Source organism: Chryseobacterium sp. CBo1 (genome assembly GCF_001693475.1).
In the GTDB taxonomy this organism is placed as follows: Bacteria; Bacteroidota; Bacteroidia; order Flavobacteriales; family Weeksellaceae; genus Chryseobacterium; species Chryseobacterium formosense.
The window spans coordinates 1-13,317 of the sequence record NZ_MAUH01000021.1 but is presented as its reverse complement, the minus strand read 5'-3'; the positions used below and the strand labels follow the sequence as shown (position 1 = coordinate 13,317).

The following is a 13,317-nucleotide window of genomic DNA, read 5'->3' as shown; positions in this document are numbered from 1 at the left end:
TTTAAAAATTTAGAAATTAAAGTTTAAACCCATCATATATACTTTCGCATTAGGATATGCTCCGTAATCGGTACCGTCTGACTGCACAGATTCAGGGTTGTAACCTCCGTAATAATGATCTTTTCGCCATACATTTTCTAAACTTACATAGAGTCTCAGGTTTGATATTTTCAGTTTTTCAACCAATTCCTGTGGGAAGTTGTAACCCAACGTCACATTTTTCAGCTGAATGTAAGTGGCATCATACAACCATCTTGTATCTAAAAGGCTTCCTGTAGTTCCGTCCAATCTTGGAGTTTTTCCGTCTCCCGGATTTTCATCGGAACGCCAACGGTTTGCCCAGTTGCCCATCACATTGTTTGTAGTCCCCATACTGGTGCGATCGATTGCACGACCTAATAAAGCATAGCTATAGCCTCCTTTTTGTCCCTGGAAGAATAATGAAAGATCAAATCCTTTAAAAGAAAATGTATTGGTGAAACCCCAATAATAATCAGGAGTCGGACTACCGATGATATGACGGTCATTTTCGTCAATTTTACCATCTCCGTTAAAATCTCTGTACTTCACATCTCCGGCAATTGCACCGTTGGTTTTTGCAACAGCTGAATTATTGATATCTGCTGTAGACAATACTCCTATTGCTTCATAAAGGTAAAAAGAGTTCAGCTCTTCACCTACCTGGATAATGTTGGTAAGGTCGCTAAAGCCTGTAGGAATTGGTTTATTATTGCTTCCCAATTGCAGTACTTTATTGCTGTTGAATGAGATATTTGCAGAAGTATTCCACTTGAATGCTCCTGTTAAGTTTTTTGTATTTAATTCTAATTCCAGACCTTTATTCTGAACAGAGCCTACGTTTCTCCACATCGTTGTATAGCCTGTTGTTGCAAGTATCGGTTCCTGCAGAAGAAGATCTTTGGTTTTTTTAATATAATAATCTGCCGTTAAATTAATTCTGTTGAATAATCCCAGTTCAAGACCAAAATCTGATGATTGTGTTTTTTCCCAGGTTAGATCAGGATTTTCTATCGTATTGGGTATCAAACCGTTTGATAAACTTCCTCCAAAAGAGTAATTTCCGCCTGCCAATGTTCCGAAAGCACGGTAATCTCCGATGGAATTGTTTCCGTTTTCTCCCCAACTGTATCTCAGTTTTAGGTTGCTCAGCCAACTAGTATCTTTTAAAAATTCTTCTTCATCGATCTTCCAGGCTCCACCAAATGCGGCGAAAGTTCCCCAAAGATTATTCCAGCCAAATCTTGAAGATCCATCTCTACGAACACTTGCTGATAACATATATTTCTTTTTGTAGTCGTAGTTCACACGACCAAACATTGAAACCAACATCCATTCTGAAGCGGTATATTCTGAATTTAACACCGATGCAGATTGCGTAAAGTTGAATGTTTTAAGATCATCATTCGCAAAGCCTTTGTTACGGTTGTACTGTGATGTTGTTCTGTAATTTTCTGCACTGTAACCCGCAAGAGCAGCAATGCTGTGATTTCCGAAGGTCTTTTTATAGTTTAATAAAGCTTCTCCTAAATATCTGTTGTAATTTACCGTTCTTCGGCTCGCAATACTTACCTGTCCCGGAATATTTGTTACCAAATTAAATGTTGGGATATAACCTGTATTGGTATTGAAATTATTCGTTGCCCCTCCCGAAATTTTAAAATTTAAATCCGGAGTAATGTCGTAAGACATATATAAGCTGGATAATAAACGAAATTCATCCGTATCATTTGTTGTATTTTCTAAAATACCTATCGGACTTTGTGTAGAACCTGCCCATCTGTATTGAAGGTTTTTCCAGAAGTTGGTGTAAAGTCCTGCAGATAATTCTGCTACAGGAACCATTGAAAGCATTTTGTGCGCTGCATTATCTTTTCCGTCTACTGCAGCTCCGTAACTTTGGGAATAACTTGGTCGCAAGGTAACTCCGGCTTTCCATTTATCTGAAATATTAACATCGATCGCCGCACTTAGATTAAATCTGTTGAAACCCGTATTCAAAGCCAATCCTTCCTGATCAAAGTAAGCTGCCGAAATAGCATATTTCATATTTTTATTTCCGCCTCTTACTGCTAATTGATAGTTCTGAATGGCTGCCGGACGATAAAACTCATCCTGCCAATCGATATATGCCACCTGATTGGTTCCCCATCTAGGATCAATCATATAGGTGATATTGGCTAAATTATAATCGTAGGTATTTGCTAAGTTGAAATAACTTGCTCTTTTTTCATAGCTGTCGGATGCGGAATTCCCGGGGGCTAAAGCTTCCCATCTTTTATTGATGGCTTCTGTCGCATAATCAATCCACTCTGCACTGTTCATTATATCGAGCTTTTTTTCGATGGTCTGAACACCATAATACTGGGAGAATGAGAATGTAGGTTTTCCTGACGCTCCTTTTTTAGTAGTTACAATCACAACTCCATTTGAACCTCTCGAACCGTACATTCCGCTAGAAGCGGCATCTTTTAATACTTCAATCGATTGCACATCATCGGGAGAAACATTGGCCATATCATCGGCAACCATCCCGTCGATTACGTAAAGAGGTGAATTACTTGCCGATATTGAAGCTGAACCACGAACTCTGATCTCTAAAGGTTCACCGGGTTTTCCTGTTGTAGAACGGGTTTTTACCCCTGCAATCTGTCCGGTTAGAGCCTGATCAACTCTGGCAATCGGGCGATCTTTGAAACTTTCGGCATTTACCCTTCCTACAGAACCGGTAACTTCTCCTTTTTTCTGAGTTCCGTAAGCAATAATGACTACTTCCTCAATATCTTTAGTCTTTTTCGTTGTATCCTTAGCCACACCGTTCGTCTGATTTTCCTGTGCGAATACTAAGTTAACAGTACCGATTAAAAGACCGAGCGTAATTATCGTCTTTTTCATGTATACGTTGTGATTGGTTTAAAAATTTTTTACTTGTTTTATATGTTCCATTAAAGAATCGGGTCAAAAATTAGAAAAGAATGACAACAATCATCCTTTTTAATTTTCATAAAAGTATAGTTAATGAGTAGTCTGGCTATCCTGTGGTTACCTGCCAATGTTTCCTTATGAATAAATATTTGTTAAATTAATTATAACAAACTCTCAAAATTCTAACATCGGTGAATAAAAAATATTTAGAAACAATAGAATATCAAATTAGAATATTTATGAATTTAAACAGCAATATGCTGATGACTTTTAACGCCTCTGCTACAAATGAAAACAGAATCTTCTCGAAGATTCTGTTTTTCTATTAATAAAATGTAAATGTTGGTGTCTATCTTGATTTCATATTCATTTAATAGTATTTTCATTAATTGTAGAGAACAGGGCTCATTCCCTAGATAATATGAACCCTGATGTTCTACATGAAAACTGAATGATGAAAATTATTATGTAATGATTTGGTGTTTCATTTATTTATGGCAAATATATTATCACAAAATTTTATTGGCAAGTACATGTCGGAATCATTTATAAATAATGACGTAAAAATTTGTAAAAATTGCAATAAAATATAATTTCAAACAATTCATTTTCAAACAATTAAATAAATACTAGATATTTTACTAATCATCCTACAAACGAAGCACGCAAAAATTATAAAATCATAAAAAATTCTGATTGTACCTTTGAAAAACAATTTTAAGCGTAAAAAAAATTTGGTTTAATAAGAAGATTAATAATCAATACGGATCAGGAATCCAAAGGATCAAATACAAAACTTAGGAAGAAAATAAAAATGTATTTGCAAAAAAAATCCTGTTTCTTAATGAAACAGGATTGCGATCCGGACGGGACTCGAACCCGCGACCTCCGCCGTGACAGGGCGGCATTCTAACCAGCTGAACTACCGGATCAATTTTATTAAAGTTAAAATTGTAAAACTTTTGCGATCCGGACGGGACTCGAACCCGCGACCTCCGCCGTGACAGGGCGGCATTCTAACCAGCTGAACTACCGAATCTTTTCACAATATTCTGAAGTATTACCCTCGATTATTGTGGTTGCAAATATATAGCTTTTTTCAATATCTGCAAACTTTAAGTATGAATTTTATTCAAAATAATTATAAATTACAGATTATCAATTCTATTATTTTCACGAAACTTATTCAGTTTTGATTAATAAACTGCAAATTCAAATACAATTTTTAAATTTCGCTACATCAAAATGTTGTTGACCGGTTGTAATGCAGGCGGAAGATCTGTTTCACCAAGCATTTCCCGAAGATCAATCTCAATATTTCTACTGATCTGCGTAATCGGAATATCATTCGGATTTCCTTCAAAAGGATTTTCTGAACTCTCCCCGATTTGCTCCAAAACAAGAAAAACCCACCCTATAAAAACACTGAACGGAATCGCAAACCAGATAATATGCTCTCCAAACTTCTCTGTCATCTTTGCAAACTCACCGATAAAACCCAGAGGAAGTAAAAAGCAAAGCATATTGGTAAAGTACAAATTAACGCTCGTAAACTGTCTTGGATAAGGAAAGTTTTTTATTCTTTCACATTTCCCTTGCTGATCGTACAAATCTTTCAGCTGGTTTTCTAAAGCCACATAATTATAATCTGAGATAGAACCTTCTTCATTCAGTTTTCTTAAATGGTCAGACTGAGAGGCAAGAATCTGTGTTGCTCTGTTTTTTGTCGTTAAGATATACTTCAATTCTTCTTGAGAAAGAAAAGGTTTAAGCTCATCAGAAAGCTTAGTCTCCCACTCCGGGACTTTATAATACTGCAGATATTCTTTATAATAGCTTCTGGTTTTCACATTTTCCCAGCTTTTCGTTTCCCTTAGCTGAAACCTCACTGCAGTAAGCCACGCAAAATGTCTGTAGATAATTTCTTTGTGAAGCTCAGATTCTTTTGCTTTATCGCCAGATCGTACAAAATCTTTCACCATAATTCCTAAAGCACGACTGCTGTTGATTATTGCACCATAAATTTGTCTTGCTTCCCATGTTCTGTTATAGGTTTGAGTATTTTTAAAACCGGAGATAAAGGCTGTCGCTGTACCCAATAATGCTACGGGAACCCAGGGAATTGCAAGCCACGTCCAGCCAAAAAAGTAAAAAATAAGAGTAGGAATTGTGCTTAAAACAAGCATTTGGTAGATTTTAGTTCGCGTCCACGGAATAAAGTGTTTTAGCTTGTAATGGGAATCTGTATTCATGTTTTTTTAAATAAAATTAATGTCCTGCTCCTGTAATTTTTAGTTCGTTTAAATCTAATTGAAGTTCAGCCTTACGAATTTCTTCATCTGAAACAATTTTAAAAGTCATTTCATTAATTTGTAATAATACAAAAAAGAAGAATAATAATTTGTATTTACTGAAGAAAGTGATAAGAAAAATTCATCAGTTTTAAATTTAATATATACTTGATATTGGCCTGCTTCGAATTGATTATTTTTGCCTGCATTGAAACAATGTGGTTCTTTATAATGGATTATTTTAAAGAAATATATTTAGAGTACAAACACCAGGTGTACTTTTTTGTACGGAAGTTTATCTCGAATATGGAAGACGTAGAAGATGTTGTTCAGGAGGTTTTTGTGCATCTCTGGAAACATTCTTCCTCTCTTAAAAACGCTCAAACTTTAGAATCTATTATCTTCAAAACAGCTCAACAGGAAGTCGCTAATTTTTACAGGAAAAATAAAATGCTTTTCACTTTCTCGGATGAAAGCCTGATAAAAGATGAAGCCGATACCGAAAAAACCGATCATGAATTTAAAGAAGAACAACTTCGAAAAATACATAATCTTCTTGAAGACCTTCCCGAAAGAAGCAGATCTTTTTTTTACCTAAATAAGCTGGATAAAATAAGCTATTCTCAGATCGCAAAAGAAAACAACATCTCGAAAACAGCCGTAGAAAAGCAGGTTAATAAAGTCATCCGGTACATCAAGGCAAACCTGAATCTGTTTTAACCAAATATTAAGCACTGTAAACAAATTATTAAATCCATCTCTTCGGGGTGGATATTTTTATGTAGCTGCGTAATTATAAATGTATGAAAGATGAGCAAAAACACTTTGAGAAAATTTGGAAGACCGTTTCCGAAGAAAAACAGGAAATAGATTCCGTAACCGATTCCAGAATCTGGAGGGGAATTGAAAGCAGAATTAAGCGAACTCACAGACAAAAATTCTATTGGATCGCTGCAGCTGTTTTAGTGCCTTTATTCGGAATTATGTTTTTTTATAAAGATTTTGCATTAAACGAAACGAAAAAAGTCGTACCGGAAATTACTATGCAGACGAATGAAGTTCCTAAAACTTTCAGATTACCCGATAACAGTATGATTACCCTCGAACCTCACAGCAAATTGTCTTTAGATAAAGATTTTGGAAAAAAATACCGAAATGTAACACTCGAAGGAAAAGGTTTTTTCTCGGTTGAAAAAGATAAATCTAAACCTTTCATTGTGAATGCCGGTGATTTTAATGTTGAAGTTTTGGGAACAAAATTTTTGGTAGACCAAACCACCGAAGAGAAAAAAGTACAACTGCTTGAAGGAAAAGTGAAAATTAACCACAACGGTAAGCTTACCTATCTTCTCCCTCATGAAAACTGGAGTACTTCCCCGACAAGTAGTGATTTGCATTATTATGCAACGAGCGTGGCAAGACCTTTTACTTTTGAAAATGCAACTTTCGAAGATGCCATTAATGTAATAGAAAATACATATGGTGTAGAAATAAAATATCCCAATACAATTGCTAAGAACCAGGTTTCAGGATCGTTCTCCGGAAATCTGAATGAAATTCTTTCCATCATAAATTATCCGTTCAACCTAAAAACTACTTTTAAAAATGAAACTGAAATAATCCTAGATTAAAAATAAAAAAGCACCAATAATGTGGCGTTATCAGTGCTGTAATTAATTCAAAATACTCGCTAAAGAATAATAAATTAATTCATCAAATTTATGAAAAAAACTGCAATTTCTATTGCTTTACTCATGGCAATGGGAATACCTGCGTTCAATTCTGCCCAAACTCAGGTAAATACACCTGTAAGCAACAATCAGAGGCAGGAATCATTAGTTAAAATACTTAAAAAATTAGAAAAATCTACCAAAACAAAATTCTTTTATTCTGCCTCAGATTTTAAAAACATTTGGGTGGATGAAAGCAAAATCAATTATTCATCATTACAGCAAAGTTTAGATTATCTGAAGAAGAATGTTCCTTTAGACTATCAGATTCAGAACAACACGGTAAGTTTACGAAAGCTGGTTTCTAAAAATTCGTTTGTTAAAAATGATTTAGAAACTAAAAAAGATACGGTAAGCCAACAGGAGAAAAAAATAGACGAAGTTGTGATTGTCGGGTACGGAACCCAAAAAAAATCGATTATCACAGGTTCGGTAGCCGTTGTAAAAGGTTCGGTAGCAGAAGGACAGCCAATAGTTTCAGCAGGCAATGCTTTACAGGGACTTGCACCGGGTGTTACGGTGACGACACAAACAGGCGCTCCGGGCGGCGATGCAGGAAATATCAGAATCCGAGGAATCAATAGTTTTGGAGGTTCAGACAGCAATCCTTTGGTGATTATTGATGGTGTTGCAGGAAATATCAATGATGTTGATGCTAATATGATTGAATCTATTTCCGTGCTGAAAGATGCCGCTTCTTCTGCAATATATGGTTCAAGAGCAGCAAGCGGAGTAATTCTCGTTACAACAAAACGAGCAAAGGGAGATCAACTTTCCGCACAATATAGAATGTACTCGGGATGGCAAATGGCTACTGCCATACCCAAAGTTACAGACGGTCTTACCTACATGAAAGTTTTTAATGATGCAAGTATGAACGATAATGGGACAAAGATCTACAGTGACGATGCAATAAATGCCTTTACGCAGGCATACAACAAAGATCCAAATAATTATGACTGGCAGAAAGCAATCCTTCAGGGCAGCGGATTTCTACAGGATCATTATTTATCGTTATCAGCAAAGTCAGGGATTATAAGTGTTGCACCCTCATTTGGCTATCTGCAACAGGATGGAATCATTAAAAACACTGATTTTAGCAGGTTTACTTTCCGTAATAATATGGATATTACACCCAATGATCAATGGAACATCAGAATGGATTTATCATTCGTCAACAAAGATAGAAAGCAGATTGCCGATGAAGGCACAATCTGGAATTATCTCGGAAGAATGCCCACGAATATCCCGATTTACTATGGGAATAATTATTCCGACGGTTGGGTAAAAATCAACCCTGTAGGTTTTATCGAAAATGGTGGAAACCGTAAACAAAACAATGTAGAATTGATCGGAAATCTGAATGTTTCTTATAAACCTGCAGAATGGCTTACTTTAAAAGGTCTTGTTGCTCCACGCTATCTCACAACCAACATTCATCTTTTCAGAAAAAGTGTTCCAACCTATTACGAAGACGGAACTGAAGCGGGTGCTGCAAACACTTTTACAGAGCTTACAGAATCCGCAAGACGACAGTTTTACGGAACTTACCAGTTTCAGGCTAATGCAAAAAAAGATTTTGGCAAACATAGTTTTGAGCTTCTCGCAGGAGCATCAAGGGAAACGTATAATGAGAAAATACTCTCCGGATACAGAAGAGATTTTCTCTATGACAATTACGAAGTTCTGGATGCGGGAGCAGATAATGAAACCAAAGATAATGCAGGAGCAGAATACGAATGGTTGTTGGTTTCCGCTTTTGGAAGATTAAATTACAATTACAATCAAAAATATTTATTTGAAGCCAATGTAAGATATGATGGGACGTCAAGGTTTATCGGTAAAAACAGATGGGCATTTTTCCCATCATTTTCTGCGGGTTGGGTGGTTTCAAGAGAAAACTTTTTCGAAGGTTTGAGAGGAACAGTCAGTCAGTTAAAATTCAGAGGATCTTGGGGTAAATTAGGAAATCAGAATATCAGTTCGTCATATTATCCGTTTTCAGAGCCTTTATCATTGGGAGGGACTTCTATGAATGGAGTGGTTTATCAGACGATCCAGCAATTAATCATGTCTAATCCTAATCTGAAATGGGAAGAAACTACCATGTCGGGCGTTGGTGTTGATCTTTCTCTATGGAGAAAATTAGATGTGTCTTTTGATATTTATGATAAAAAAACAGACGGAATTCTTTTAAGATTAAACACTTCTCAGCTTACAGGTTTGGAAGCCCCGGTTCAAAATGCGGCAACAGTTAGCAACAAAGGTTGGGAAATTGGTGCGCAGTACAATGAAAAATGGGGAGATTTTAAAATGAATATCGGTTTTAATCTTTCGGATGTCAAAAACGAAATTATAGACATGAAAGGCCAGTCTTCCGGAACAATTCTTCGTCAACAGGTCGGTTCATCCGTAAATTCCATTTATGGATTTATTGCTGATGGTTTATACCAAAATCAGGCGGAGATCGATGCAGGACCAACCCAATTTGGAACTTTAAAACCCGGAGACATCAGATACAAAGATATAGCCGGAGCGTTTGATGCAAACGGAAACCCGATCGGAGACGGAAAAATTACAGATGCCGACAGAACCATTATCGGAAGTACCGTTCCAAGATACACTTACGGATTTAATATGGGATTTTCCTGGAAAGGATTCAGATTATCCGGATTGATTCAGGGAGTTGGAAAAGCTGATGGTTATCTGGATTCGCATTATGTCATTCCTGCCGTAAATTCAAGTGCCGTGAAACCTTGGCAACTCGATTATTGGACACCCGAAAATACCGATGCTCAATTTCCGCGTGTTTCTTTAACCTCAACAAATAACACACAAAATTCAACGATGTGGATGAGAAGCGCAGCCTATATGCGTCTAAAAAACGTACAAATCGGGTATGAATTGCCTAAATCTTTCATAGAAAATACTTTTCTGCAGAGTATGTATATCTATTTGAACGGACAAAACCTTCTGACATTCACAAAATTCTACGAAGGATACGACCCGGAAATCAATTACAACGCAGCAAGTTCCGACGGTGTTGCTTTGGGTGGCGGAAATTATTATCCACAGGTAAAAACAATCTCATTCGGTATTGATGTTAAATTTTAATCTAAAAAAAATGAAAAACTTTTTAAAAATATTTTTATTGCTCATAATCACGTCGTGCTCAAGCTCCGATATGGATTTAGAACCGCTCAACGGACCAACATCCGGCACTTTCCCGGCTTCTTACGATGAAGGAAAAATGGGACTTTTTGCTGCGTATAGAAATTTAAGCACTCTGGATGCCGCAAGTACCCCAATCTGGCATGTGATGGATAATATTACAGACATCGGTTACGCAAGACCGGGAACCAATTACACCTCTCCCATTACAAGCTCTATTACGACAACTAATGCATTAACCATAAAACCATGGGAAATTCATTATAAAACCATTGCAAGATGCCACGCGGTACTCGATAAGCTCGATGGAATTTCAGGAATTACTGCCGCTCAAAAAACTGAACTGGGATCTGAACTCAGATTTATCCGTGCTTATGCTTATTCTCAGCTCATTGAGCTTTACGGTGATGTTCCTTTAATAAAATCCGCCGTTACGCTTGAAAATGCTAATGTTGCCAGAACATCTGTTACAGAAATTCAGCAATTTATTATTGATGAACTTGGAGCAGTTGCGCCTCAGCTTCCGGTATCGCAATCCCAATTCGGAAATGTACGTGCTTCCCGTATTGCGGCTTTATTGTTAAAGGCAAGAATCGAATTGTATTCTAAAAAATATGCAGATGCCGCTCTTACTTCCAAACAGGCTTTGGATTTGGCAGCGGGAGTTCATAGTTTGACATCTTTCAATGCTTCTGTGAATTATGCAGGTAAAGATCATACTGTTGGAGAGCCTGATCCAAGCAATATCTTCGGTCATACCGGTTTTTCCAGCAGCAAAGAATGGATCTGGGTTGCAGAATACAATATGAATGTTCCCGGATATCTGCATAATCAGCAATATTATGCGGCTTCCCGTTTAGGAAAAGGAGTCTGCTATTGGGGTCCTACCCAGAATCTCATTGATTCTTATGAAATGACCGATGGACTTTCCATATTGGAATCACCATTGTATGATGAAGCCAATCCTTTTAAAAACAGAGATCCGCGTCTTGATATGTTCGCCGTACGACCGCATTCAAGATATTTAGGTTATCAATTTGAACCGAACACTTCTTTCACAAAAGTAAATAACTATTGGTCAGCCGGAGCTCCAACACAGGTTGCCAATGCCGACGCTACGAATGCCTATCGTTCTTTCAGTGGTTATCTGTGGAGAAAAGTAGTTGACATCGCTGATTTTAATTCTACCTCAGTCAGCGGAAATTCAGATTTAAATGTCGGGATTTTCAGATTGCCGGAATTGATGTTGATTTACGCGGAAGCAAAAATTGAATTGAATCAGCTGGATAATTCGGTGTATGATGTGATTAATCAAATTAGAGTACGTTCAAAAATGCCGCCTTTAAGTACGGGAATGTCTCAGGCTCAATTAAGAAAAGCACTTCGCTATGAAAGAAAAGTAGAATTGGCAAACGACGGATTGAGATGGTACGACATCAGACGTTGGGGTATTGCAAATAATGTGATGAACGGCTATTTATACCTGAACCGTAATGCAAACAGCTGGACAAAAGCTGCAATTACAGGTTTTGATGAAAGCGCAAACCCGATCTACAATCATTCAAAGGCTTCAACGTATTTTACAACTCAGGAAGTGGTTTACAGAATAAACAAAGATGAATACTGGCCGATCCCACAATCGGAAATGGATGCAAACCCTTCTTTAAAACAAAATCCCGGATATTAATTATGAAAAAGAATATATCGCTGCTACTGCTGTTTGTTTTTGCAATAGCATTCGGACAAGAAAAATTTCAGGCTCCTGCATTAGATCATGAAAAATCGTGGAGCATCATTCTCATTCCTGATACACAAAATTACGTAAAATGGAACAAAAACCAGCCTATTTTGGATCTGATGGTAAGGTGGATTGAGGATAACATTTCTTCACTCAATATTAAAATGGTTTGCCAGGTCGGCGATCTGGTGGAACATAACAACATTCTCAATCAAGGATATGACGGAGACCAAAGTGCAGATGATCAATGGAAATCGGTGCAGTCAATTTTGGGAAGGCTCAATGGAAAAGTTCCGTATGTTGCAGCAACGGGAAATCATGATTTCAGCATTAATGACGAAGGCAGAAGATTTTCGCGTTATAATGAATTCTTTCCTTCCAATTTTAATAATTTAAACCAAAAACATTTAGCTCAAAACTTTTTTAATGATGCAGGAGCTCCGAGTATGGAAAATTCTGTTTTAGAGCTTAAAAATTTAAATGGTTTAGACTATTTGTTTTTCAGTCTGGAATTTGCACCCAGAAATCAAACTTTAGAATGGGCAAAAAAAGTTCTTGATATGCCTCAATACAAAAACCACCGATCAGTTTTGGTAACCCATGCTTTTTTGAATGAAAAGGATATGAGAACCAATAAAAAAAATTCATGGTTTATGTATGAACCCTTTTTGGTGGATAATGTGCCTCAAAAATCAAAGACCATTACCCTTCCAAAGTCTAACAACGGCGAACAGATCTGGGAAAAACTGATACAGCCTTCTCAGAATATGCAATTGGTATTAAGCGGTCATATCTCCGGAGAAGGTTTCCGTGTTGATCCCAACAATTATGGGAAAAACGTAAACCAGATGCTTTTTGATATGCAGAGTGAAGGCGGTGGTCACCGTAATGGCAACGGAGGTGATGGCTGGCTCAGAATTCTTGAATTTTATCCGGATAATAAAACGGTAAAAGTAAAAACCTATTCTTCTCTTTTCGGTATCTCGCCTATTACTCAAAAAGATGCTTATAAGAAAGATCCTCGAAATGAGTTTGTTTTTAAGTTTTCGGAGTAGAATTTTGAATTGATACTTAAAAAAAATAAAAGAGTTGGATGTTTGCATATTTGCTACTATCGATGCTTTTATTATAGCTTCTAAACTTAAAAATATAAAACACAAAGCCCTCGCAAGTTGCGAGGGTTTTTATTTATCTCACACACGATACAATCGTGCGGGAGCGAAGGGTATTCCTTACATTTCTCCAAGAGCCGAAGCCATGAAAATTTCGCCGGGACACAATGTTGATTGTCATAATACGGATCCGAATCATCGGCATTGTACGTCTTCAAACTAACTTGGACATTTTGGAATAAATCCTTAAGGAGTATTTAGGGTTATAAATTTATTAATTTCTGTTGAAAATACAACTGTCTTCTTTTTCGGATTGAATCCGATTTTATTTG

At 36.8% G+C, this 13,317-nt stretch carries 7 protein-coding genes and 2 tRNA genes; 5 read left to right on the top strand and 4 right to left on the bottom strand.

Annotated elements, in window-relative coordinates; all coding sequences use genetic code 11:
• Positions 1-9 precede the first annotated feature (9 nt).
• The 4 genes from BA768_RS12290 to BA768_RS12275 form a co-directional block, all read right to left on the bottom strand.
• On the bottom strand, positions 10-2,913 hold the full coding sequence (locus BA768_RS12290) for a SusC/RagA family TonB-linked outer membrane protein (RefSeq protein WP_065720982.1): 2,904 nt from the start codon (positions 2,911-2,913) through the stop codon (positions 10-12).
• An 888-nt stretch (positions 2,914-3,801) separates the two neighbouring features.
• Positions 3,802-3,875: transfer RNA gene (locus tag BA768_RS12285), tRNA-Asp, on the bottom strand.
• 33 nt (positions 3,876-3,908) lie between these two features.
• A tRNA-Asp gene (locus BA768_RS12280) sits at positions 3,909-3,982 on the bottom strand.
• A gap of 196 nt (positions 3,983-4,178) precedes the next feature.
• A complete protein-coding gene (locus BA768_RS12275; RefSeq protein ID WP_228388406.1) occupies positions 4,179-5,129 on the bottom strand; it encodes a bestrophin family protein in 951 nt (316 codons plus the stop codon).
• Positions 5,130-5,450: 321 nt separating this feature from the next.
• Here BA768_RS12275 and BA768_RS12270 point away from each other — a divergent pair, with 321 nt between their 5' ends.
• The 5 genes from BA768_RS12270 (at position 5,451) to BA768_RS12250 (ending at position 12,928) form a co-directional block, all read left to right on the top strand.
• On the top strand, positions 5,451-5,954 hold the full coding sequence (locus BA768_RS12270) for an RNA polymerase sigma factor (RefSeq protein ID WP_083206669.1): 504 nt from the start codon (positions 5,451-5,453) through the stop codon (positions 5,952-5,954).
• Positions 5,955-6,037: 83 nt separating this feature from the next.
• Positions 6,038-6,865, top strand: coding sequence for a FecR family protein (locus BA768_RS12265; RefSeq protein ID WP_051883095.1), 828 nt, complete (start codon positions 6,038-6,040; stop codon positions 6,863-6,865).
• A 90-nt stretch (positions 6,866-6,955) separates the two neighbouring features.
• A complete protein-coding gene (locus tag BA768_RS12260; RefSeq protein WP_083206668.1) occupies positions 6,956-10,078 on the top strand; it encodes a SusC/RagA family TonB-linked outer membrane protein in 3,123 nt (1,040 codons plus the stop codon).
• 70 nt (positions 10,079-10,148) lie between these two features.
• Complete coding sequence (locus BA768_RS12255; protein ID WP_083206667.1) at positions 10,149-11,822, top strand: RagB/SusD family nutrient uptake outer membrane protein; 1,674 nt, start codon at positions 10,149-10,151, stop codon at positions 11,820-11,822.
• Between the two features lie 2 nt (positions 11,823-11,824).
• Entirely contained in the window at positions 11,825-12,928 is a 1,104-nt protein-coding gene (locus tag BA768_RS12250) for a metallophosphoesterase (protein ID WP_065720979.1), read from the top strand.
• Positions 12,929-13,317 lie beyond the last annotated feature (389 nt).